23 protein-coding genes and 2 pseudogenes are annotated in these 24770 nt (G+C 44.2%); 10 read left to right on the top strand and 15 right to left on the bottom strand.

The window, feature by feature from the left end:
- Positions 1 to 69 precede the first annotated feature (69 nt).
- The gene (locus RH88_RS01210; RefSeq protein WP_005592891.1) at positions 70 to 1848 is read left to right on the top strand and encodes an EAL domain-containing protein; all 1779 of its coding nucleotides are present in this window, start codon (positions 70 to 72) and stop codon (positions 1846 to 1848) included.
- 43 nt (positions 1849 to 1891) lie between these two features.
- Here RH88_RS01210 and RH88_RS01205 read toward each other — a convergent pair whose 3' ends face one another.
- From RH88_RS01205 to RH88_RS01185, 5 genes are all read right to left on the bottom strand, one after another.
- Positions 1892 to 3526: an ABC transporter ATP-binding protein gene (locus RH88_RS01205; protein WP_005592889.1), complete on the bottom strand. Its 1635-nt coding sequence runs from the start codon at positions 3524 to 3526 to the stop codon at positions 1892 to 1894.
- Complete coding sequence (locus tag RH88_RS01200) at positions 3526 to 4569, bottom strand: ABC transporter permease (protein WP_174269629.1); 1044 nt, start codon at positions 4567 to 4569, stop codon at positions 3526 to 3528. Before RH88_RS01200 ends, RH88_RS01205 begins: the two co-directional genes overlap by 1 nt.
- A gap of 59 nt (positions 4570 to 4628) precedes the next feature.
- Positions 4629 to 5717, bottom strand: coding sequence for a microcin C ABC transporter permease YejB (locus RH88_RS01195; protein WP_005592886.1), 1089 nt, complete (start codon positions 5715 to 5717; stop codon positions 4629 to 4631).
- A gap of 10 nt (positions 5718 to 5727) precedes the next feature.
- Positions 5728 to 7545, bottom strand: coding sequence for an extracellular solute-binding protein (locus tag RH88_RS01190; protein ID WP_005592884.1), 1818 nt, complete (start codon positions 7543 to 7545; stop codon positions 5728 to 5730).
- Between the two features lie 252 nt (positions 7546 to 7797).
- Positions 7798 to 8316, bottom strand: a complete 519-nt coding sequence (locus RH88_RS01185; RefSeq protein ID WP_005592883.1) for an NUDIX hydrolase — start codon at positions 8314 to 8316, stop codon at positions 7798 to 7800.
- A 433-nt stretch (positions 8317 to 8749) separates the two neighbouring features.
- Here RH88_RS01185 and RH88_RS01180 point away from each other — a divergent pair, with 433 nt between their 5' ends.
- Entirely contained in the window at positions 8750 to 9745 is a 996-nt protein-coding gene (locus tag RH88_RS01180; protein ID WP_005592882.1) for a 2-hydroxyacid dehydrogenase, read from the top strand.
- A gap of 71 nt (positions 9746 to 9816) precedes the next feature.
- Here RH88_RS01180 and RH88_RS01175 read toward each other — a convergent pair whose 3' ends face one another.
- A complete protein-coding gene (locus RH88_RS01175) occupies positions 9817 to 12177 on the bottom strand; it encodes a Lon protease family protein (RefSeq protein WP_005592881.1) in 2361 nt (786 codons plus the stop codon).
- A 229-nt stretch (positions 12178 to 12406) separates the two neighbouring features.
- Between RH88_RS01175 and RH88_RS01170 the strand changes: the two genes are divergently transcribed.
- On the top strand, positions 12407 to 12901 hold the full coding sequence (locus tag RH88_RS01170) for a hypothetical protein (protein ID WP_005592880.1): 495 nt from the start codon (positions 12407 to 12409) through the stop codon (positions 12899 to 12901).
- Positions 12902 to 12950: 49 nt separating this feature from the next.
- On the opposite strand, the pseudogene RH88_RS01165 reads toward RH88_RS01170, so the two are convergent.
- The 3 genes and pseudogenes from RH88_RS01165 to RH88_RS01155 all read right to left on the bottom strand — a co-directional run bounded on the left by RH88_RS01165 (position 12951) and on the right by RH88_RS01155 (position 15036).
- Positions 12951 to 13849: pseudogene (locus RH88_RS01165) on the bottom strand (LysR family transcriptional regulator).
- Positions 13850 to 14252: 403 nt separating this feature from the next.
- Complete coding sequence (locus tag RH88_RS01160) at positions 14253 to 14603, bottom strand: hypothetical protein (protein ID WP_005592879.1); 351 nt, start codon at positions 14601 to 14603, stop codon at positions 14253 to 14255.
- Between the two features lie 136 nt (positions 14604 to 14739).
- Positions 14740 to 15036, bottom strand: coding sequence for a YkgJ family cysteine cluster protein (locus tag RH88_RS01155; RefSeq protein WP_081467348.1), 297 nt, complete (start codon positions 15034 to 15036; stop codon positions 14740 to 14742).
- On the opposite strand from RH88_RS01155, the gene RH88_RS01150 reads away from it, so the two are divergent.
- A complete protein-coding gene (locus RH88_RS01150) occupies positions 14948 to 15148 on the top strand; it encodes a hypothetical protein (protein ID WP_005592877.1) in 201 nt (66 codons plus the stop codon). The two genes, RH88_RS01155 and RH88_RS01150, sit on opposite strands and share 89 nt — an antisense overlap.
- 178 nt (positions 15149 to 15326) lie before the next feature.
- Here the strand turns inward: RH88_RS01150 and RH88_RS01145 are convergent, their stop codons facing one another.
- A complete protein-coding gene (locus RH88_RS01145) occupies positions 15327 to 15791 on the bottom strand; it encodes a YehS family protein (protein WP_005592876.1) in 465 nt (154 codons plus the stop codon).
- 395 nt (positions 15792 to 16186) lie between these two features.
- Between RH88_RS01145 and RH88_RS01140 the strand changes: the two genes are divergently transcribed.
- Entirely contained in the window at positions 16187 to 16519 is a 333-nt protein-coding gene (locus RH88_RS01140) for a PBPRA1643 family SWIM/SEC-C metal-binding motif protein (RefSeq protein WP_005592874.1), read from the top strand.
- Positions 16520 to 16628: 109 nt separating this feature from the next.
- Here the strand turns inward: RH88_RS01140 and RH88_RS01135 are convergent.
- Together RH88_RS01135 and RH88_RS01130 are read right to left on the bottom strand one after the other, a co-directional pair.
- Positions 16629 to 17255 (bottom strand): annotated as a pseudogene (locus RH88_RS01135) (HD domain-containing protein).
- A gap of 223 nt (positions 17256 to 17478) precedes the next feature.
- Positions 17479 to 17727 carry a DUF3297 family protein gene (locus tag RH88_RS01130; RefSeq protein WP_005592869.1) on the bottom strand — a complete coding sequence of 83 codons (249 nt, stop codon included), beginning with the start codon at positions 17725 to 17727 and terminating at the stop codon, positions 17479 to 17481.
- 992 nt (positions 17728 to 18719) lie between these two features.
- Between RH88_RS01130 and RH88_RS01125 the strand changes: the two genes are divergently transcribed.
- On the top strand, positions 18720 to 19112 hold the full coding sequence (locus RH88_RS01125; protein WP_005592868.1) for a hypothetical protein: 393 nt from the start codon (positions 18720 to 18722) through the stop codon (positions 19110 to 19112).
- A gap of 118 nt (positions 19113 to 19230) precedes the next feature.
- Here RH88_RS01125 and RH88_RS01120 read toward each other — a convergent pair whose 3' ends face one another.
- Both RH88_RS01120 and RH88_RS01115 read right to left on the bottom strand, forming a co-directional pair.
- A complete protein-coding gene (locus RH88_RS01120) occupies positions 19231 to 19524 on the bottom strand; it encodes a hypothetical protein (RefSeq protein WP_005592866.1) in 294 nt (97 codons plus the stop codon).
- Positions 19525 to 19703: 179 nt separating this feature from the next.
- Complete coding sequence (locus tag RH88_RS01115; protein ID WP_005592864.1) at positions 19704 to 20513, bottom strand: sulfite exporter TauE/SafE family protein; 810 nt, start codon at positions 20511 to 20513, stop codon at positions 19704 to 19706.
- 310 nt (positions 20514 to 20823) lie between these two features.
- On the opposite strand from RH88_RS01115, the gene RH88_RS01110 reads away from it, so the two are divergent.
- The 3 genes from RH88_RS01110 (at position 20824) to RH88_RS01100 (ending at position 23488) form a co-directional block, all read left to right on the top strand.
- On the top strand, positions 20824 to 21798 hold the full coding sequence (locus tag RH88_RS01110; RefSeq protein WP_005592863.1) for a DUF1852 domain-containing protein: 975 nt from the start codon (positions 20824 to 20826) through the stop codon (positions 21796 to 21798).
- A 31-nt stretch (positions 21799 to 21829) separates the two neighbouring features.
- The gene (locus tag RH88_RS01105; RefSeq protein WP_005592862.1) at positions 21830 to 22861 is read left to right on the top strand and encodes a methionine synthase; all 1032 of its coding nucleotides are present in this window, start codon (positions 21830 to 21832) and stop codon (positions 22859 to 22861) included.
- Positions 22862 to 23068: 207 nt separating this feature from the next.
- Positions 23069 to 23488, top strand: coding sequence for a BLUF domain-containing protein (locus RH88_RS01100; RefSeq protein WP_005592861.1), 420 nt, complete (start codon positions 23069 to 23071; stop codon positions 23486 to 23488).
- Here RH88_RS01100 and RH88_RS01095 read toward each other — a convergent pair.
- Entirely contained in the window at positions 23463 to 24203 is a 741-nt protein-coding gene (locus RH88_RS01095; protein ID WP_005592860.1) for an IS3 family transposase, read from the bottom strand. The two genes, RH88_RS01100 and RH88_RS01095, sit on opposite strands and share 26 nt — an antisense overlap.
- 92 nt (positions 24204 to 24295) lie before the next feature.
- Between RH88_RS01095 and RH88_RS01090 the strand changes: the two genes are divergently transcribed.
- A partial coding sequence (locus RH88_RS01090; protein ID WP_005592859.1) for a helix-turn-helix domain-containing protein occupies positions 24296 to 24770 on the top strand: 475 nt, incomplete at its 3' end.

The raw sequence follows: 24770 nt of genomic DNA, 5'->3' as shown, positions 1-24770 counted from the left end.
TACAGCGTGTGTCTGCTTGTTGAACCGTTCAGCATAAAGTGAACGTAAAAAATTTAGGTTATAAAACTAATGGGAACACATTTGCATAGTCTGCTTGAGCGCCAAGATGAAGAGCTTACAAACAGCCATGCCTTTTCGATTGATCCAAAACCGCATTTGGATACATCAACACCGTTATCTGGCGGCGAGCTAGACTCGTTGATGAACAATCATTTTAAGTACGTCATTGATGTGCTGAACGATGGTCTGTTTTACATGACGGATCCTCACCATGTGTTCTTCTATAACCCTGCATTTTATCAACAGTTTGGGCTTGAAACCGGAGTACAGCCGATCAAACAATGGCTAGACCGAATTCACCCACTCGACAGACAAAACTTTGAAGCGCAAATAGCAGAACATATTCAAGGTGAAGAATGTAAAAAAATCACTCAATATCGTGTAAGAAAATCCAATGGACAGTATATTTGGATCGCCGGAGAAGGCATCAGTAAAACCCTAGATGGAAAACGTTTTTTAATTGGTTGTCATCGTGACATTTCTGACAGCAAACTAATGGATACCTACTTACAACAAGCTGCGTTTCGCGATAACGCATCTGGACTTTCTAATGCACAAAAACTGGCGGTTGATCTAGAAGCTCTTAAGCTAGCCAGTAATGACCACCATTCGTTAATCTATATTCACCTAGAAGATATTCGCTCTTATTTGTCGATTCACGGACCGCAGATCTTACGTAACCTAATGGGTCACTTACTCTCGTCACTCGATGCGCTTTCCGATACCTTCGTCGATATTTACCGTGTGCGATCCGATGATTTCGCTATTCTGGTGCAGGGGCATTACGACAGCGAGCAAATCGAGCAACTTGGCCAGCGTATTCTTACTACTTATTTAGACTCTATCCAAGCCAATGGTTATTTATGGGGCAATGATATTGGGATCGGTATTTTGCCCAACTTTGACGTCCAACTGACCAGTGAAGAATTAATTAAAATTGCATCTCAAACGAGCCAGTTTTCTCGAGAGAAGCAGCAAAATCAATTAGCCATTTACCATCATTCAACCAAACAAAAAGTTGACCGTCATTTCTATATCGAACGTGAACTCTCCCGAGCGATCAGTGACAATACGCTAAGCGTTCGATTTCAGCCTATCATTGATGCGCAAAAATGCGTCATTGCCAGTTTCGAGGCATTGGTTCGTTGGCACGACAGTGAGATCGGCCCAATATTTCCTGACGAGTTCATCTCAGTGGCAGAGAAGAAAGGCTTGATCGTTGAGCTTGGCTATCTGGTTTTCAATAAAGCCTGTCAGTTTATCAAGCGCTATCAAGAGACCCATCAAAGCCAAGTGCGCGTGAACGTTAACGTATCGGTACTGCAACTTCTCAATAGCCAATTCCCAGAGCAAGTTAAACGTATTGCCGATGAGTATGGTATCGAGACGAGCCAGATCGTCTTAGAATTGACCGAAACCGTGATACTTGATGGGGACAAAAACGCGGTATCCCAACTTCATCGTTTGGATCAATTTGGATTTAGACTCTCTCTAGACGATTTTGGGGCTGGTTACACCTCGCTAAACAGCTTTTTTGAATTACCACTCAAACAAATCAAAGTGGATAAGTTGATGGCGTGGAAATCCCTCGATAACCCATCCACATTTCAATACCTGCGTTTTATCACCCAATTGTGCCATGCAAATAATGTCGATGTGGTGATTGAAGGGATTGAAAATGCGGCAATGCAGCGCACATTTACCGAAATGGGAGCCAACTACTTACAAGGCTTTTGGTTTGCGAAGCCACTTTGTTTAGCCAGCGCAAGTCACGTCACACTCATTTAGTAAGAACAAAGCGCAGACTAGGCATACTGCCTAGTCCTTGAGATTAAGACAAGTCCACCAGCTCTCGAGTGTATTCATGGCTTGGCTGGCCAAATAACTGCTGAGTTTCCCCCTGCTCGACTATTTCACCATTACGCATCACTATCGTGTAATGGCATAGCGAACGAACCACATTCAAATCATGACTGATAAACAAGTAGGTCAACTTATGCTTTTGCTGCAGGGATTTGAGCAATTCTAGTATTTGCGCCTGTACGGTGCGATCGAGTGACGAGGTCGGCTCATCCAGCAGTATAAATTCCGGCTTTAGCACTAACACACGCGCAATGGCGATGCGCTGGCGCTGACCTCCAGAGAACTCATTTGGGTAGCGAAAACGGGTGTCGGGATCCAAATCCACCTCTTGCATCGCTTTAACGATCTCAGCATCAATTTGCTCTTCACTTAAATCCGTGTGAACCGATAAACCTTCTCCGATCACTTGTGCGACCGACATTCTCGGATTCAACGCAGAAAATGGGTCTTGAAAGACTACCTGCATTTTACTGCGATACGGCAGCATCGCTTTGCGATCAAGCCCTTGTAGTTCTTGCTCCTGATAACTGATTGAGCCTTCCGAATTCACTAAACGCAATATCGCCATACCGGTGGTTGATTTGCCTGATCCACTTTCACCGACAAGGCCAATCGAATGACCGCGCTTAAGTTGAAACTCCATATTGGTCACCGCTTTAACGTGTGAGACCACACGCTTAAACACGCCACCAGTAATTGGGAACCACACTCGCAGCTGTTCGACACTTAGCAAAGTTGGTGCAGCGCTGTCCACTGACACCGGCTCGCCTTTCGGATCGGAATTAATCAGTAGCTGAGTATACGGGTGTTGAGGCTGGCAAAAGACTTGCTGACAATCGCCCACTTCAACCAACTTACCATTTTGCATAACCGCAACACGATCAGCGATACGACGAACAATGCTCAAGTCATGGGTAATAAAAAGCATCGCCATGCCAAGCTCTTGCTGCAAGCGTTTCAGCAAATCAAGAATCTGCGCTTGTACTGAGACATCCAGCGCTGTCGTGGGCTCATCAGCAATCAGTAATTCAGGCTCATTGATCAACGCCATGGCAATCATGACACGTTGGCGCTCACCACCCGACAATTCGTGCGGGTAAGCGTTTATTTTGGCTTCTGGCGAACGAATTCCAACTTTATTGAGCCACTCTATCGCTAATGCTTCTGCTTTTGCTTGTCTCAAGCCACGATGAATCGCGACCGTTTCCACCAATTGCTTACCAATTTTATGCAGCGGATTTAACGACACCATCGGTTCTTGGAAGATCATCCCTATCCGCGCTCCGCGAATGCCACGTAACTGACGTTCCGAGCAAGAAAGGATGTCAATGCCATCAAATTGAATTCGGCCATTAAGGTAGTGTGACGAGCCTTTCGGTAGCAACTTTAAAACCGCATTGGCGGTCACCGATTTACCCGAGCCACTTTCACCAACCAGCGCAAGCGTCTCGCCTTTTTTGATGCTCAATGAAACATCATAGGTCACTTGATCAATCGCTTTATCACGGCCAAAACCGAGTGACAGCGAATCAATCGTCAACACCGTTTTTGCATCACTAATACCGCAATTACTGCGACTCGCATGAAGAGTATTCGTTACCATTACGCTCTCCCTTGTTGGTGCGGATCAAAAGCATCGCGAACGGCTTCACCGATAAAGACGAGTAACGTCAACATAATTGACAATATCGCAAAAGCAGAAAGCCCAAGCCAAGGCGCTTGTAGATTAGCTTTGCCTTGCGCGAGAAGCTCCCCCAGCGATGGCGAACCAGCCGGCAAACCAAAACCTAAGAAATCAAGTGAGGTCAAAGTGGTCACCGAGCCTGACAGAATAAACGGCATCATAGTCAGTGAGGCCACCATGGCATTGGGCAACATATGACGCAACATAATCCGTTTATCATCGACACCCATTGCTTGGGCTGCTCGAACGTAATCAAAATTACGACAACGTAAAAACTCTGCACGTACAATTCCAACCAAACTCATCCAACTAAACAGCACCATAATACCCAATAGCCACCAAAAATTTGGCTCAACAAAACTGGAAAGGATGATCAATAAAAACAGCGTTGGCATGCCTGACCAGACTTCGATAAAACGCTGGCCAAACAGATCAAACCAGCCGCCGTAATAACCTTGGCTTGCGCCAACCACTACGCCAATCACACTCGAAACAATGGTCAACACAAAGCCAAACAACACCGAGATACGAAAACCATAAATAATACGCGCTAAGACATCGCGCCCTTTGTCATCAGTACCTAACCAGTTAACGGCATCAGGAGCTGATGGCACAGCGCCAACAATGTTGTAGTTAATGGTGTCGTAACTAAAGCGAATAATCGGCCAAATGATTGAGCCATGCTCTTCAATCAATTCAATCACGTAAGGATCGGTATAGTCCGCTTCCGTTTCAAACTCGCCGCCGAACTGAGTCTCAGTATATTGGTGGAAAATCGGCATATACCACTGCTGCTCATAGTGGATCAGCAAAGGTTTATCATTGGCAATGAACTCGGCAAACAGACTCAATACAAATAGGATCGAGAACAACCACAGCGAGAAATACCCTCGCTTATGAGACTTAAATCGCGCCCAACGGGCTTGATTAAGAGGATTGATCCCTTTTCTTTTGTTAGGCATCTTTGGCTTTGACACCACGTCCTCTTCCATCGTTTTCTCTATCGTCGCTTTCTCTAACATCAGCGCGCCTCAAAATCGATACGAGGATCGACCCATGTGTAAGTCAAATCCGAGATAATGCTCAGTATCAAACCAAGCAGCGTCATTATGTACAAGGAGCTAAAAACCACCGGATAATCGCGCTGAATCGTCGATTCAAAGCCCAACAAACCGATACCTTCGAGTGAGAACATCACTTCAATCAACATTGACCCGGTAAAGAAAATACTGATAAAGGCACTTGGGAAACCAGCAATAATGATCAGCATCGCATTACGAAATACGTGGCGATACAAAATACTGCTCTCATCCAAGCCCTTAGCTCGTGCCGTCACCACATATTGTTTATTAATCTCATCAAGGAATGAGTTTTTTGTCAGCATACTTAAGGTGGCAAAGCCACCAATCACCATGGCAAAAATGGGCAAAGCCAAATGCCAAAAGTAATCTCCGATTTGTTGATACCAAGTGAGCTGGTCAAAGTTACTCGATACCAAACCACGCAATGGGAACCAACTGAAATAATTGCCGCTGGCAAACAAGATAATCAAGATAATGGCGAATAAGAAGCCAGGGATGGCATAACCTACAATCACCAGCGCACTCGACCAGATATCAAAACGCGAACCATGATGAATCGCCTTCATAATCCCGAGAGGAATCGAAATCAAATAAATGATTAACGTGCTCCATAAACCAAGGGAAATAGAAACGGGAAGCCTTTCGACAATAAGATCAATCACATTGCCACCTTTAAACAGGCTTTCACCAAAATTAAACGTGGCGTAATTCTTCAGCATTTCAAAATAGCGCACATGAATGGGTTTATCGAAACCAAACTGCTTTTTGATCTCTTCCACCACTTCAGGGTCTAAGCCACGTGAACCTTTATAGCCCGTTGGACCCACCTCTTTCGAGACATCCAGTTCAACCTCGCTACCACCACCGGCAAAGCGTTCCATGATGCCGGAACTTTGCCCTTCTATTTGGGCGATCGCTTGTTCAACCGGACCACCCGGGGCAATTTGAATAATGAAGAAGTTGATAGTGATGATCGCCCACAGTGTGGGGATCACCAATAACAAACGTCGAAATATATAAGCGGCCATTTATCCCTCTTTAACGGCGTTTTTCTGGTAACAGTGAGCTTTTTTCTTGTGAAATCCACCATGTGTCAATGCCGAGATCGTATTTTGGCATCACTTCTGGACGTTCAAACTTGTCCCACATCGCAACACGATATTTGCCAATGTACCATTGGGGAATAATGTAGTAATTCCACTGTAAAACACGGTCTAACGAACGGCCAAGCGCCAAGAGCTTTTCTGGGTTTTGCTGATTTTTCACGATGTCTTGGGTCAGTTGGTCAATCACCGGATCCATCACCCCTGCGGTATTGTAGGTGGAGTCGATGTAGCTTGAGTTCCACATAATCAACAGATTCGGACTTGGGTATGGATTGGCACCATAAGTGGATGACAGCATATCAAAGTCACGATCACGCAGACGCTTGATGTATTGCGTGCTATCAACCGAACGGATCTTCATATTGATGCCCATACGCTTGAGGTTTTTCTGCACTGGAATCGCAATACGCTCGGTGGTTGGGCTGCGGACTAAGAATTCGAATTCGAGTGGCTGACCGGTTTCGACATTGGTCATCACTTTATTTTTCAACTCCCAGCCAGCCTCTTTTAGCAAGGCAAACGCGCTACGCATCTGATTACGGATTCGGCCAGTTCCATCGGTCACCGGTGGCTGATACTCAGCGGTAAATACCCGTTCTGGTATCTTACCTTTTAACGGGGTCAACACCGCAAGTTCGGCTTCCGTCGGTAAACCTGTTGCTTCATAGTCGGTATTTTGGAAGTAACTGCGAGTACGCGAATATTGGTTGTAGAACATGTTTTTGTTCATCCACTCAAAGTCCATCGCGTAGTTAAGTGCTTCCCTTACTTTTGGATCACTAAAGACTGGCCGTTGGGTGTTGAAAACAAACGCCTTGGTCGATTCTGGCTTGTGGTGCGGGATCTCTTGCTTAACAATAAAGCCCTTGTCGAAGTTCTGCCCTGTATAAGAACTGGCCCAAAATTTGGCTGAGTTTTCCAAGCGAAAATCAAACTCACCCGCTTTGAAGGCTTCCAACATCACGGTGTCGTCACGATAATAGTCGTATTGGATCTGAGCAAAATTATCACGACCAATATTAACCGGCAGATCTTTTGCCCAGTAATCGTCAAGACGAGTGTAAGTGACACTTTGGCCAGCTTTATAATCGCTAACTTTATAAGCAGAACTACCTACTGGTGGCTCAGAGAGAGGCTGGGAGAAGTTTTTATCTTGCCAAAAGTGTTTCGGCAGCACTCTTGTCGATTGGGCAAAACTGAACATTTTTTCACGGTTCGGTTTTACCATATCAATCCTTACCACCAAATCACTTTTCGCGGTGACGGACTTAATGTCTTGATAATAGACTCGGTACTGAGGCACGCCTTCAGTCATAAACTTATCAAAACTAAACGCAACATCATGAGCGGTAATGGGTTTGCCATCATGAAAACGCGCATTAGGGTTAATATTGATCTCTAACCAGGTGTAGTCATCAGAGTAACGAACGCTCGAAGCAATCAACGGGTAATAAGCATCAATCTCATCACTAGGGCTATACATTAGCGTGTCATACAACTCACCACTGCCTTGTGCTGCGACCCCGCGAGAAGCAAAGCGGTTGAAGTTATCGTAAGTACCGACAACACCGTAAGTCACTTTACCGAATTTAGGTGCATCAGGATTGACGTAATCAAAGTGGACAAAGTTTTCAGGGTACTTGGCTTCGCCAAACCCGACGAGTGTGGTGCTTTCAATCACCGCTGAGATGGCACCTGAACTGACTGCAGACAGAAAACTGGCCAATACTAGACCTTGAATCTTCCTCATGACTACTCCCTTAGCATGCTAATCTATTTTTATAATTCAATTACTTGAGTAAGTATATACGAAAAAACGTATTCGGACAGAAAACCAATCCGACTGGACGCTACTTGCTGAGACGTCACTCGCTATAATCTCTATAAACAATAAAACCCGCAATTCGCGGGTTTTATTTCAAGCAACGGTCATCAAACGGCTATCTTCAATCGCCAATCTTAATACACCGTATTTATTACATTTGATTGCAGCATGCTTAGGCTAAAGCATTTCTTTAGCAACCAACTGCAGTAAAAAGGTTTCACGCTCAATGCTCATGCCCTTTTGTGGGCTTTCCGCCATTGTTTTTTCATTATGAGCAATCGCTGCATGAATGTTCATCCAAACCGGTTTCATGCCATTTTTTACTTCATAATCTTCATAGGCAGTTTCACCTAATTGGCGATCGATTTTGCAGGTATAACAGTAAGAAATCATGTGCATCACGTCTGCATTATCCTTATACCAAGGACGAAATTCTTCATAGATACCATACGGTTTGATGTTATGGATATTTTGCGCACCCGTCTCTTCTTCAAGCTCACGAACCATGCCTGCAATCATATCTTCGCCTTCATCAAGGCCGCCACCAGGAATGGTGTAATCGTGATAACGCTCGGTGTAGAGCAGTAAGATATCTTCGCCATCAATAACAATCGCGCGCGCGGCTTTACGTTGAAAGACCGTCTTATCGTCAAGATGTTCGATGTCAGAATGAATGGTGGTTTTTAAATGTCTCATTGGTACAACTGGTCAGCAAAACAAGGCGGCTATCCTAACACAGCCACTTAAATGACCAAACTCGAATCGGGGTAACCCCATCCTCTATTTTTTGATTACGGTGCAACCGTTTGGCTTATTGTTACACAATATTTGTGGTTTATTTCACTAATGATTCGCGTTATTAATAGTCTATAGCTCCTAAGGTTTACGTATCACTGGTTATCGTTGCTTTGTGTGCCTCTGTCTACAGCTAATCAAGGTACTGCACGTGATTTACGCGACAGGGCCAAGGTTGCCTTGATGATAAAGCGAGCTTGTTAACAGAGGCAGCCTTGTCGGCAAAAGCAGGCATTTCAACAAAAGCAGCCGTTTCAACAAAAGCAACGACGCTTCACCCCGTAGCCTGAGCTAATATCACTAATATTTGAATCTGTTTTAATCGAGGTGCTCTATGATAAACGTGGCGATATTTAGTAGTAAATCCTATGACGAGACCTCTTTCTCTAAAGAGAACCAGCATTTCGGCTTCACACTTCACTATCACGACTTCGCGCTATCAAAAAAGACAGCACGCTTAGCCCAAGGTTGTCGCACAGTATGCGCATTTGTTAATGATGACCTTTCTGAACCGGTATTACGTGAACTAGCACAGCAAGGTGTTGAACTTATCGCCATGCGCTGTGCCGGATTTGATCGTGTCGATCTCGCCGCCGCCAAAGCGCTTAATTTACAAGTAGTCCGTGTCCCTGCCTACTCTCCAGAAGCGGTCGCGGAACACACCGTCGGCATGATGATGTGTTTGAATCGCCGCTTTCACAAAGCCTATCAACGCACTAGAGATGCCAACTTCTCTCTAGAAGGGCTGGTGGGTTTTAACTTTCATGGTAAAACGGTTGGCGTGATTGGCAGTGGCAAAATCGGTCTAGCGACAATGCGTATTCTCAAAGGGCTTGGCATGTATATCTTGTGTTATGACCCTTACGAGAATCCACTCGCGATTGAGCTTGGTGTGACCTACTGCGACAAAGAGACGTTATTTAAAAATAGTGACATTGTCACGCTCCACTGCCCTATGTCACCAGATAACTACCATCTTCTCAATGAGAGCGCATTTGATCAGATGAAAGATGGCGTGATGATTATCAATACCAGCCGAGGTGAATTGCTCGATTCTGTCGCGGCGATTGAAGCGCTTAAAAAAGGCAGAATTGGCTCACTGGGCCTTGATGTCTACGACAACGAAAAAGATCTTTTCTTCCAAGATAAGTCTAACGACATTGTTGTCGATGATGTTTTCCGCCGCTTATCCGCCTGTCACAACGTACTGTTTACCGGTCATCAAGCATTTCTGACCAGTGAGGCACTTGCCAATATTGCCCACATCACACTGAGCAATATTGGAAAATTCCAAGCTGGCGAGCGCAGTGGGAACGAACTCATTGATTAACGGCGTCTCAGAATAACAACGCATTCAAAGTATTAAAGTTCGGCCTCTAAACGAGGCCGATTCTTTATTTTCTATTTTCGCAGAGCATTGAGCTTGGCTTGCGCAATACCAAACACCGTATCAATCGGATAACTGCCCTCATCGCTTGGCACACCGGCTTGTTTGCCTGTAAATATTTCAATGGCTTCCGTAACATGGTCTATCGCCCAAATGTTAAACTCGTTCCTCTCTACGGCTTTCACCACATCTTGGCGCAACATCAGGTTATGCATATTAGAGCGAGGAATGATAACCCCTTGAGTGGATGAGCGACCTTTGATCGCACACACATCAAAGAAGCCTTCAATCTTCTCGTTCACTCCTCCAATTGGCTGCGATTCGCCAAACTGGTTCATTGAACCGGTAATGGCAATATCTTGTCGATTCGGCTGTTTGGAGAATGCCGATACCACCGCGCAAAACTCTGCCATGCTGGCGCTGTCACCGTCCACGCCACCATAAGATTGTTCAAAGGTAATCGTGGTCGTTAATGGGACTTTTGCGGTCTTGCCAAATACCGAGGCAAGATAGGCGGTTAAGATCATCACCCCTTTGGAGTGAATACTGCCGCCAAGATCGACACTGCGTTCAATATCGATCACTTCGCCTTCCCCGTAACACGTTGTTGCCGTGATGCGGTTTGGAGCGCCAAACATATATTCACTGGTACTTAATACCGATAACGCATTCACTTGCCCGACGGCTTCACCTTCTGTGTGGATCAAGGTTGTGCCGTTGATAAAGCCTTCCATCACCGCGTCTTTAAGACGACTGACGCGTGATTCTTGATTCTCCAGCGCCTCTTCAACATGGCTTGCGCGAATCAAATTAGCATTAGCTTGACGTGCGACATAGTTAGACTCCCTGAGCAGGTTTGCAATGTTTGCAGAGTGGAGCGAAATCTTGTTTTGATCACCGGCCAAGCGCGAGCTATGCTCGATAATTCGAGCGATCGCTTTACGGTCGCAATGCAGCATGTTGTTGTCGTGTACTACGCTGGAAATAAAACGCGCGTAATGCAACTCTGAATCAACCGTACGCTTCATTTCATCTTCAAAATCCGCGGTAACGCGAAATAGTTCACTGAACTCTGGATCGTAATGCTGGAGCAATTGATAGGTGCGGTAATCACCAAACAGGATAATTTTAATATCTAATGGGATCGGTTCAGGATCGAGCGATACTGCACCGGTTAAGGTGAGCTCTTTTTCCAATGAGGTAAAACTTAACTGACGTGAACGCAGCGCACGCTTGAGGCCATCCCAAACATAGGGCTGCTCAAGGACTTTTTGTGCATCCATCAACAACACGCCGCCATTGGCACGATGGAAACTACCGGCTCGAATCAGCGAAAAATCGGTGAAAACAGTGCCTTTAAAGGTAGCCGTCTCAATGTAGCCAAACAAACTGTGATAGTTAGGATTCTCTTCCACCACAACCGGAAATTCGCACGCGGTACGGTTGACTAACAAGTTGACTTTATAACGGCGCGGTAATTTTTTATCTAACGATGCGGCGGCGATTTCAGATTGTTCATTGCCTTGCTCGAGGAAAATATCCGCGTTCTCGACGATATCTTTCTGCAAATCTGTGAGGTAAGTTTTCAGCTCAGGGTACGTCGCGTAGTCTTCTTTCAGTTGTTTGATAAAATGTCCTATCACTTCCAATGTGACATCATCATTAATCTTTTTGATTTTTTCGCTGTATACCTCTTCTAACTCCGTCAGCAAGCGTGCCATATTACGCAGTTTCACTTCGAGCTGATCGATGCTGGCGCCGAAGCGCTCTTGCTCTTTGACCGACAAATCATCAAAGCTCTCTTCGGTATGCAGATCGTCGCCATTCATGGCAACAAACTGATAGTCACCTTGGGTGGTGACGGTTAAGCTGATGTTCTGATCTTTTGCTTCTTTACTGATCGATTCAAGCTCTGTTGCCTGTTTAGCCTCAAGTTGCATTTTGAGTTTATCAGTACGGCTTATATAGAGCTCGTTATCGAACGCTAATGGCATTGCGACCACCAGCTTGGCTATCATCTTTTCAACGTCGTGTTTTAAACGACTGCCCACCCCACAAGGCAACTTGAGCACTTTAGGGGTACGATTATTGTCAAAGTTGGTGACGTAGCACCAATCAAACAAGTTCTCTACATCATTTTTATGACGGTTTAAATAGCGCAGCACCATCGTGCGCTTACCTAAGCCATTATGACCAATAGCGTAGATGTTATAACCCTTCTCTTTGATCGACATCGCGAACTCAACCGCTTTTTGGGCGCGTTCTTGGCCGACAATTTCATCAATTGGTGCCAATTCTTTTGTCGATTTACTTGGCAATTGCTCCAGCTCTGTTGCGCTGTAAAGCTGACTTACTTCTAGCCGCTGAATCGTCATAGTCATGTCCTTATTGATCAGTGCCTTTGTTTACAGTGTAGATTAATTCCATTTACATTTTAGTGACTTAGGCCATACACCGAGTTAAGTGGTTACTTTTCAAACAACCACCAGCTAGATGATAATAACTTTCATTTGCATTAATGAGCTAATTGGCTTTTAATAAAGTGTCTTTTAATTGCCGATGTCCACTTGTTGGCGTGGCATCAATTGGTAGGAGTCTACTCAGATGGAATTGCAGCAATGTTGGTCACATTATCTAAAAGCCGATCAACTGTTAGAGCAAGGGCATTGGCCTGAAGCGCACTACTTATTTGAACAAGTATTGACGCATTTGCCAGAGCATATCCATAGCGCGCTTAATAACCAAGAAACCAAACCCTGCCAATTTACCTGTCTGGTTACCGGCATTCGCGATGCTGCGGTTGCACAATCGCACATCCTTAATCGTATGGGGCAATATGAACAAGCGTTTAATACGTTAAACCAAACTTATGCATTACTGCAATTTGTCTCGTTAGAAGGCTCTGATTTAATTCGTACTATCGGATCTATCTTAATCAAACATTGCGACGATTTATTGCAGCATATGGCCGCATTTTGCTCATCACAACGTAATGCTCGATGGATGTTAGAGTTGGAAACCGTGCAAAAGGCACATCATCATTTTGATACGCTAAAGCAGTCTTATCATGGTAAACAAAATACAGCGTTGATTAACTAAGATTAATTAACTAATGTTGATTAACCAATCAGGCTAAATAGATGACAATCTAGAAATACTCCGCCATCTCTAAATAGCGCATTTTGATGTGCTCGATAAGTAACTTTACTTTCTTCGGCGGCTGACGAGTAAAAGGATATACCGCATAGATACCCAAACATTTACCAACTTGCTGAGGGAATAGTTCGATCAGATCACCGCGTTTCAGGTCATGGTAAACCAAGCAGCGCGGCATATAAGCAATACCACAACCCGCCAACGTTGCTTTGCGCAGCGCCGTGGCATTATCTGTTGAGAAATTACCTGATACTTTGACAATGGTGTTCTTTTTTTCCCCTTAAATTCCCATTCTCTTGCACCCGTCGTTTGATAGGCATATTGCAAGCAGTTGTGATTGAGTAATTCACTTGGTAACGCCGGCTGACCGTAACTTTGGATATAGCGAGGTGAACAACACACGACCCATTGAGAATCAAGTATATGCCGAGCAATCAGGCTAGAGTCTTCTAGATAGCCGGTTCTGATCACCAGATCATAGCCATCTTCAACCAAATCGACAAAGCGATTATTGAGTGACATATCGATGGTTAAACCCGGATGTAAGTTGCAAAATTCAGCCACCGCTTGTGCCAGTACTAAATCACCCGAAATCGTTGGCACTGACATTTTTATATGGCCAGAAAGGCTCTCACCATAGCCTGAAACTGAATCTATCGCCTCTTGAGTGGCTTGTTTAACGTTCTTGGCCCCTTGCAGCAACGCACGCCCAGCTTCGGTGAGTGTCAGTTTGCGCGTAGTGCGATACAACAACTGCACGCCGGCCTGCTCTTCTAGCCGCGCAATTCGTTTACTGACTACCGAGTTGGTTAGATTATTTTGTTCGGCAACCTTGCTAAAACTGCCAAGCTCTTGAACTTGAGAAAAGAGGATAAGATCGTCTGCTCGCATGTCATTGTGCCGTTTTTGGAAAGAATCGCTGTTATTATCTCCCTTAGAGAATAAGAGATAAAGCAATTACCCACAAACGCGCAGCATTGTGATCACATAAATTCTACTTAATGTATGCAACTGAACGATTCAGATTTCGATAGTCAATGTCTATTCTGAATTTCCATTCTTAATTTGTATTCGAAATCAGAATCGTGAATGGCAATTGTCGATGAGTATAAAATGAAGCAATAGTGAATTGAAACTAGCATTAGAGTGACACTGTCACTCATCAAGCAATAAGACTCTTAGGGACAAAGATAATAGCGATATAAAAAAACCGCAGCAAACATTCTTAACCTGTCACAGTCAATGCCTACTGCGGTCAACGTTTACTGCGGTCAGTACTAACAAGCGTTTGCGGCTATAGACCAAAACCAATTCTTGGCTGCTTACGCACCGAGCGTACACCCCAAGGGCTAAGATCCGGCTTCGGCTTGCCAGCATAATCACCAAGGCAAATGTACCCTTTCGCAAGATAGCGGTATAAAAAGTCACCACCATTTAGCGCAGCCGATTTGTCATCACCTAACGGTAAGCGGATGCGTTCAATACGTAGATCTGACGCAGCACGAAAGGCAGGGTAAACCGTTGAATTGATTGGGTGTGAGGCTAATTCTTGAATAATTGCTTTATCCGACATTCTTGCCGATGTTTGGCTAAATAGCATCACCAGGCGCATTTGTTGCTCCGATGAAACAATGAGCATTTCCATAAATTTCTTTCCTATAAAACAAATCGACACAGCTTTGGGGCTGTCTATGTTATGTGAGGCATGGCAAGAGGCTCTAAAATGCAAGCGCTGAACATAAATATAGACAGAAGATAATTCGCTGGCGATCGTGTTAAAATCAGTCAATATTGTGAGCAATACGTTCGTCGCGACACTCGTATGAGCCCATTTCAAAGTATCGACAAATCCAAGGGCGATTTTCGTAAATCGTACACATATACGTTTCTCTATCGAGCGCCGAGCACCAACCATCCTCTAAACGCAGCAGAGTCTCACCACCCCATTCATCGTAGGCGATGTGCTCTTCAGGCACCCCGGTATCACTAATGATCATGACCTCAAGCTTACAGCAGCAAGCTTTGCAGTCAGAGCATGAGATGTCGGTGGTGGGTACATTTCTAATCGGAATTGTCATGGTATCTACAATAAGCTCAATTGCGGCTTCAATGGCCGAATACTACTCTACTTTGCACACCGATATCGGAGTTTCTCGTGCTCAATGCAAAAATAGTCGCAGCGAGACGTAATGCATAAGCAGATATTCGATCGTCGTTAGGATAGGAACAGTATTGTTGGGCTAGTAAGTAAACGCAATATCCAAACCAGAGATTGCGCTTACTCAATACCAGCGTGTTCACACGGCTATAGGGCCTTGAATGTCACCCTAAATTGCAAACCAACTCGAATCATCCTGCATGTAGATGACTATACAGTTGGGCGGAACTGAGCTTGGATGCCAACTAAGAAGTTACGTAGAGTTTGATCTTTACACTCGCGGTAATGCTTGTTTTCTGGTTTACGGAAGAAAGCGCTCAACTCATGTTTGCTTAATTCGAAATTCGCCAGTTTCATAATTTCAAGAATCTCTTCCGCTTTTAGGTTCAAAGCAATACGAAGTTTTTGGAAAACCATGTTGTTGTTAAGCACTTGCTCAGGCTGAGGTTGTTCACCTTCACGCTTACCACGTTTCAGATTGATAAAGCCGTTCAAGAACACCGCCAGTTCACCGTCAACCATTTTGATAAAATCAGTATCGTCTTCTTTTTTCAACCAAGCGACCACTTGCTCTTCGGTGGTGTTGAAATCGGCTAATGCGAAAACTTCAACCATAGCGCTATCATTTAGATCAAAGGTATAGCGTACGCGGCGTAAAATATCATTATTGGTCAAAATAGTTCCTAGTCTTAGGTAGTACCAGCTTAATCAACGCGATTACTGGTGAGCGGCGGATTCTAGCAGAGTTGTTCGTCATACCCTATCATTTGATGCGTAATTTCAAGGTCTCGTTTCGCGCTCTAGCTTCGAGGTATAGCTTCGAGGTATAGCTTCGAGGTGTCGTTTCGCTGTCTACCTTGGCTAATGCGGAAAAAAAGTTACCCCCCCACTCTTGAGAAGCGGGCAACATACGAGGCAAGAGAAAAGTGGTTAACATACCGCCAATGTCAGTGTTGATATAGCAAGGGGGCAAATCTTCAATTCACATGACTATATAGTGCTTTATCAATTGAGCGATATAAGTATAATCGCCGCTTTATTGCGTCATACCCATTGTTAAAGAGTCCATCATGTCTAAATTATTTTTCAAAGGTCGAATTGAGACGAGACAAAATCACGTCCTTTCTGGCTTCAACGTAAATCGTGACGTAAAAGCTGGTACTGCTGAAGCCCCTCTTTCAGTGACCGTAGCAAACGAACAACGTAAAGTTGAGATTGAAGCACTGTTGGCTGAGCACGCTTTAATTGCCAATATCGTTGTTGATGCTGACCAAGCTGAGAACATTTCCGAGCTTGATATCATCATTAATAAGCCTAAAACGATTCGTTTTGAAAAGACTCCAAACCGCAACGAACCTTGTCTTTGTGGTAGCGGCAAAAAATACAAAAAATGCTGTGCATAATCGCACCTTAGCGTCGATTTCACACAGTAATCAAACCGCCAATTGGCGGTTTTTTGTTATCTATCGATCGCTATTCTCATTCACCAAACCCATGATCTTGTATACAGTGTCACACTTCTTTCGATAGCTGAGCTAAATAGTCACGCATAAACTGCGTTCTTGTTTGCGCCTCTGCTCGGGCTGATTCCGTATTCATGGTATCAGCGAGCTAAAACAACTTGAGGTAAAAATGGTCAATCGCAAAACGACGATCGTCAGGCGCTCTTTGCAAGCAAAATGGATCGTCAGGATGATACAGATCCACGCCTAGTTCACAGCTTACTTGTAGGCAACGAGCAATCCCTATTGCCCCTAGAGCATCAAGCCTGTCGGCATCTTGTACAATTTGGGCTTCCAAGGTTGTCGGGATGATATTGGCGCTATAACTATGCGCGACAATAGCATGATGGATCGAAGGCAAATACCTTTGTGGATAGTCAATGGTACGTAAAAAACTCAGCGCTTTTTCAGCCGCGAGTTGTGAGCTTTGACTACGATCTGGGTGATTTTTTGCCAATGAAACACAATCGTGCAAGTACGCCGCGGGTAATACGACTTCTATTTGCGCACCTTCCGCTTGGCACAACTGCTTGGCCGTTTTGACGACACGTAGAATATGATGAATATCGTGCGCTTGATCTTGCAGCATTTGCTGTTTTACAAACGCTAAGATCGGCCCTTCAAATCTTGCTGCCATGTTACCTTTGCTCCTGCTGATGACCTACACGCTGCCCAGTATTTCACTTAGCACTACTTAGCACGGATAGTTTGCCATTATTGGCTGGCATGAAAAACGACAAACAATAGCAATTGAATGACGAAGATCACCAATTCAACCCAACGCAGATACAAAAAAGGCCTAGATTGCTCTAGACCTTTTTGAATAGAAACCGCAGTTTCTCTGCTATGAACGACGCAACTTACACGTAGTAAGCTTCAACCGTGCCTTTTAGCGTAATTAGAATTGGCTGACCACGGCGATCGAGTGCTTTAGGTGAAGGGATTTTTACCCAACCTTCGCTGATGCAGTACTCTTCAACGTCGGTACGCTCTTTACCATTTAGACGAATACCGATTTGGTGCTCGAAACATTCTTCTACGAAAAACGGGCTACGTGGGTTGCCTGCTAGGTGATCTGGCAATGCTGGTTTGTTATCGCTCATGTTCATATTCTTATAGAAAATAAAAAGTGCGCCATTGTAGACAAAATAAGGCTTAGGCTCAATGAATCTCTGTTTGTAATAGCTAATTTCTTCGTTTTTTAACATTGGAAATAGTGCCCATCAATTGCCATTATTTGCTGAACGAGACAACGGCATAATCAATGCGATTAATAAACTAGCAAATATGTATATGACGCGCCATATACGAGCATCAAGGTATATCTAACGACAGTGAGTTCATTTGACGACAGATAAATCTCCAAATGTTCAAAAAATAAGACACTATTGCGTGATAGGCTGCCCGCCTCTTAACGCACAGAATTACGACCACCATTTGTATGATTATATTTGATACTACTTCAGCCATTCAGTTTGCAAAACTACTCGAAAACAACATCACTAACGTGCATGAAATCATCTATTTTAATGACGGAACACAACTACAAAAAGTTAAACACATCCATGCCACGTACGAAGTTTTGAGTGTAACGGGATGTTTACCCGTGTTTTCTCTGGCCTTGTAATGACGCTATCCAACACCGTCACTTTGCACATTAACGTGCTCAAAAAACACATTCGCCAATTTGATCAGCACAACCAGTAGTTGGTGCAAATTTGCGCAGTACGCATCACCCCATGAACGTAAGTCTCGTTTGTGGGGCTATACCGTTAGCTTTATTCGATGGTTGCTCATTCAAACACGACCTCTCCGCAATATGGGAAGCGTATAAGTCGCATTGCTATCACGTGCGTTGCAGTGACACGCGTGACATTCACTCAACTGATTAGTGCTCAATTTTAACTAATGATGAAGAGTAATAAGAAACAGATTCCATCCCAACGGACGCTTTTACTGTTACGATCTCTATCGGGATAACAGCAGCCTTAGCAGCTTGTCGTCATTAAGATATAGAGCTGTAAGAAAACTCTTCTTGATCGCTTTGTGATGTACCACTGCTAGGCTACAATCGCCCGCTTTACAGGACGAGCCTTCAACAATGCCATTTAACAATGACCTAGATTTTATGATTACCTACCTAGAGCGTTTCTGTAAAGAACCGCATATGGTGGCACTCGATGAAATTTGCGATGACCAGATCAACCTGATGCTTGATTTTTTAACCCTAGCCCACAAATTAAAGTGCGATATCTATGCAACTGGCAGCCTAAAGAGTTCTCACTTTTTGGGGCTTGGCGTTTTTACACTTGAGCAAAGTGTTGCACCGCAAGGTAACTTATTTCTCAAAATAGAAGCCCATCAGCTGTACATTTCATTTGAGCTCGACAACTGTAATGAAGGCAACCTGCTGACACCAATACGCGTCATCGATGCATTAACCTATCTAGCCGACATGAAAGGCCATGGCCTGCTGCCTGAGCACTACTCGTAATTCAAGGGGTTTGCTGGGAGTATCATCATCTGATGATCGTTTAACTGACTGTAGGCCAAATCGAGCATGAGGCGATTTTACTCATGCTCTTGCGTGTTTATCTGCTCACGATACTCCGCTAATCTACTGGACTTTGGTCTGTTGGTTCTTGTTGTAAGTTGTCTGCAAGGCCTACCTCACCCGCGACAAAAAGAACACTCCCTAGTGTCGTCAGGATTTCATTGCCCTTTCTTGGCGGAAATTCACCTGCGGCGCTGACACTTTGTGGTTCGATAACGTTTTTGCACACAATACTCACACATCCTTCCTGATCATTAGCCTGCGCAATCGAATCTGATGCTACGTGCTCGTCGGCGACACTACCACCAGAGACAAAACTTGTGATCACCATTAACACCGCCCAATATTTCATTTCATTCCTTTGATGGTTCAACCTGCAATAGTTATGGGACAATAACAAAGCCGAGATGTTCAATACATCTAAGCTTCAAGCAACCACAACTTCTGTTTGATGACGTTAATTGACCGCAACACTATCAGCTTACAAACATATCAGAGCGCAACCTTATCAGCTTCCAATCAAAGCCGCCCTCAACTCATCATCATATTCGCAGCCATGAGCATGAGTAGCACTGCAAAGACTTTTTTGATCGTCGCTACCGGTAAGGTATTCGTGGCTCTCGCCCCAAATGGCGCGGTGAACCACGAGGTACAAACAATACCAAACAACGCCGGCAAATAGACGAATCCGGCAAAGCCATCTGCCCATAACAAATGACGGCTACCCGAACTGATGTAACCAATAGAGCCAAATATAGCGATAACAATCCCGCAGGCAGATGCGCAGCCTATGGCTTTTTTCATATCGAGAGAGAAAAAGGTTAATAGTGGAACCAAGAGTGCGCCACCACCAATGCCTATCATCGCAGAGAGTCCGCCCGTCATCGTCGTAAGCACGGTTAACATGCCTTTATTTGGCATTTTACGCTCATTCGATGTCTCATTTTTGCTGCTATAAAACATTTTAATCGCAATCAGCACCACACTCACCGCAAATACAATCCGCACCATCTGTTCAGGTAACAGCGCGGCCATAAAACCGCTAATAAGCGCCCCAAAAGCAACGCCACTCATCACCCACGGAGCAAGATCCCAGGGTACATTGCCATTTTTGTGATGCGCTATAGCGGAAGACGTCGACGTAAACAATATTGACGCTAAAGATGTAGCGATAGCAACGACAACCACTTGCTCGGATGACACCACAGAAAAGTGCAGTAAAATGCTACTCAGCACGGGAACAATGACTAACCCACCACCGATGCCAAGCAGACCCGCCAAGAAACCCACGCCACTACCTAGCAACGCACAGTATATGACTAACAACAGCAATTCACTCATTTCATTCATCCATAAATATAATTAACCAGCAGAATCAGGTGGTCGCTAAAAATATTTAGCACCCCCTCACAAGGCCAAATAATATAAACGACCTTCAGGTTAACTTTCAAACCCAATGGAACATGAATATTTCTCATAATTAGCGTGAAAGAATAACATTATTAATTACCACCCAACGTGGGTAAAACTCTCTTTTAATAATCAACCATGGTTACACTGCGCGTTCTAATCTAGGTTGTTAGAGAAAATAAAAACATTACAAATCATAATGACTTAAACGAACGCCGAGCTAATTGGATATCAAATCGACATGAATAATCATTTCAAATTTATCGTCAAGAGCCTTTCTCTCGATGAGAATTATCACCCTGCTGATAGCACTCGCATCACAACTAACTTTGCCAATCTCGCGAGAGGTGAGCATCGCCAAACGAATTTACGCAATGCACTAAAAATGATTGATAATCGCTTTAATGCCCTCGCACATTGGGATAATTTGAAAGGAGATCGTTACTCGGTCGAACTTGAAATTATTTCGGTTGATATGGATATTCAAGATGGCGAACAGACATTTCCATCAATTGAAGTATTAAAGACGTACATTGTCGACAATAAAACCAAACAACGAATTGAAGGCATTATTGGCAACAATTTTTCCTCTTATGTTCGAGATTACGACTTTAGCGTATTACTACTGGAACATAATAAAAACAAAACGACATTTAGCATTCCAGAAAATTTTGGCGAACTGCACGGCAAGTTATTTAAACACTTCGTCGACTCTCAGGTTTATCAACAAAACTTCAATAAAAAACCCGTTATTTGCTTGAGTGTTTCAGACAACAAAACTTACTACAAAACGGAAAATCAACATCCAATTTTAGGTTCCGAATATCAACCTAATGAGTCGTCATTGACCGAGCAGTACTTCCAACATATGGGCTTACAGGTGCGCTACTTTATGCCACCAAACAGTGCGGCGCCATTGGCTTTCTATTTCTTTGGTGATTTGCTTAATGATTACACTAATCTAGAGCTTATCAGCACCATCAGTACCATGGAAACGTTCCAAAAAATCTATCGCCCTGAGATTTACAATGCCAATGCTACTGCTGGTAAGTGTTATCAGCCCAACTTAAAGAGCTCAGATCACTCTTTGACTCAAATTGTGTATGACCGCGAAGAACGCAGTCGTTTGGCGATTGAGCAAGGAAAGTTCGCTGAAGAGCACTTCATAAAGCCCTATAAGACCGTCCTTGAGCATTGGTCTGAAAATTACGCTTAATCCTGAACCCAAATTGATGGCAGTATTTACTATGGCAAAACTATTACCCACTTCAACGTCAGGCAGTTTACCTAAGCCCTCTTGGCTTGCACAGCCAGAGACACTTTGGTCACCTTGGAAATTGCAAGATGAAGAACTCATACAAGGCAAACAAGATGCTCTGCGTTTGTCGTTACAAGACCAGCAACAATCCGGCATTGACATCGTCAGTGATGGCGAGCAAACCCGCCAACACTTTGTCACTACATTTATAGAACATCTCGATGGCGTTGACTTTGAAAAGCGTAAAACGGTTCGAATTCGTAATCGTTACGATGCAAGCGTACCGACAGTTGTCGGCCCTGTAACCCGGCAGAAACCGGTTTTTGTTGAAGACGCCAAGTTTCTTCGCCAGCAAACCAAGCAAAAAATTAAGTGGGCTCTGCCTGGCCCGATGACGATGATCGACACACTTTATGATGACCATTATAAAAGCCGTGAGAAGCTCGCATGGGAATTTGCCAAGATCCTTAATCAAGAAGCTAAAGAGCTAGAAGCCGCCGGAGTCGACATCATCCAGTTTGATGAACCTGCATTTAATGTCTTTTTCGATGAGGTGAATGACTGGGGCATCGCATGCCTAGAGCGAGCCATTGATGGCTTAAAATGTGAAACCGCGGTGCATATCTGTTACGGCTATGGGATTAAAGCTAACACCGATTGGAAAAAAACTCTCGGTTCAGAGTGGCGACAATATGAGGCCGTCTTTCCTAAGCTGCAACGATCCAATATTGATATCATCTCCCTTGAATGCCACAACTCTCGCGTACCGATTGAATTGCTTGAGCTGATTCGGGGGAAAAAAGTCATGGTTGGCGCGATCGATGTCGCCTCTGAAACGATAGAAACCCCTGAAGAGGTCGCAAACACGTTACGAGAAGCGCTTCAATTTGTCGATGCTGACAAGCTCTACCCTTGCACAAACTGTGGTATGGCACCTCTACCTCGCAAGATCGCTACCGCCAAACTTCATGCTTTGAGCGCTGGCGCAAACATCATTCGAAAAGAGTTGCAGTTAGGTTAACCCCATAATCAGAGCTTCAAGTCGCGGGGAACTAATCGACTTGAAGTTCTGAAGTGATCAAAACCGATTCAAACTAAAACGCCGAGTGTGATGAGTCTGACTTAATCGCCTAGCATGCTTAATTTTTCAGTTCAGCAGCAAATTAGCAATTTCAGTGATATAGATTATATTTGATCATAACGACCATAAAATCACAGAGTGTACATTATGCCTTTAGCTAGATTAATTTACGTAAGTACCCTTTCAAAGGACTGCGATTCGATCGCGTTACAAGACATTTTGAACAAATCTCGTGATCACAACGCAATGTGTAACATTACTGGGCTTCTAAGCCACAACGACAAATACTTCATGCAATGCTTGGAAGGCTCCCGTGAACAGATCAATAAAACTTATAACTACATTATCAATGACCAACGGCATACCAATGTGACCATTGTGTACTTTGAAGAAATACACTCACGACAATTTGGGGATTGGTCTATGGGTGACGTGCCTCAGTCTCAACTTACTTCTCTTCTTAACCTTCAGTTTTCAGGCTCGGATGAATTTAAACCGTATGAACTAAGCGGTCAAAGTGCCTATTTAATGCTGCTTGAACTCAAGCAACACTTACCCTCTGAGTAAGAGACCTGGTGTGCTCGAAGATACCAACCCGAGCTTCAACGATATTTTGATACTCTTCTGCATAAATCAACTCGACTTTAAGTCGACTGTAGAATGACTCCATCACCGCATTGTCCCAACAGTTACCTTTTCGGCTCATGCTCGGCACACCACCATGCTCACGCATGAAGTCTTGGTATTCATATGCCCTGTATTGTACACCACGATCTGAGTGGATTATGACGCCCTTCGGCGGCTTACGCGACTTGAACGCCATTTTTAAGGCATTCGTTATGAGCTGAACCGCCATCGTCGTATCCAACGACCAACCGATGATACGCCTTGAATGTAGAGCCATCACTGTGGCTAAGTAGAGCCAACGGCTCTTCACCCAGATATACGTGATATCGGTAACCCATTTTTGATTTGGGTTGTCGGCTTCAAAGTCTCTTCGTAATAAATTATCGGCTACATTCGTCATCGATGCCACGTCCTTGCTATATTTAAACCCTTTGCCATTACGAGCTTTGATACCTTTTTCTTTCATGATATCAGCAATATAGTTAACACAGCAGGCATGGCCTGCTTCCTTTAACTCTTCGGTAATCCGCACCGAACCATAACGAGCTCGATGCTCCGCAAAAGTACAAATGACAAGCTGTTCAAAGCGTTCTCTACGCTTAGAACGTTCACTCGGAGTATGATGACACCACTTATAATAACCACCACGACTCACCTTGGATTCAAGTGCGAAGTGCGACACCACTGAACAATAAAACAGTGAGTTGCGATAATCATGAATTTGCTCCCGCCAAGAAGTGAAAAACCATGAGATATACGCACCTCACTGAGATAGAAAGGTATATGATTTCTGCTCTGAGAAAGCAAGGAATTAGTGTCGATAAAATCGCCACACAACTAGGTCGTCACAGATGTACTATTTATCGTGAATTCCAACGGAACTCGCGATACAACGCATACCGACCAAACCCGTCTTACCAACCTGCTCGCGCACAACAAAAAGCTCGAAGTAGACTGAGTCGTTCAAGGCGAAATAAGCGTTACTGTAAAACTGACTTTAGGTTGGCTGAAGCCTTATTGAAACTGGATTGGAGCCCAGATCAGATCGTTGGCTACTTAAGATTAAGAGGCTATCCAACAATGAGTCACGAACTCATTTATCAGTACGTCTGGAACGATAAAGCAGAAGGCGGAATGCTATGGAAACACCTGCGTCAATCGACTAAGAAAAGGCGTAAGCGCTACAACTCAAAAGACAGTCGAGGACGGCTTGCAAATAAAC

The organism is Vibrio scophthalmi LMG 19158, assembly GCF_000222585.1.
Lineage (GTDB): Bacteria > Pseudomonadota > Gammaproteobacteria > Enterobacterales > Vibrionaceae > Vibrio > Vibrio scophthalmi.
The sequence above is the reverse complement of the archived record's forward strand: the minus strand, read 5'-3'. Positions and strand labels throughout refer to the sequence as shown.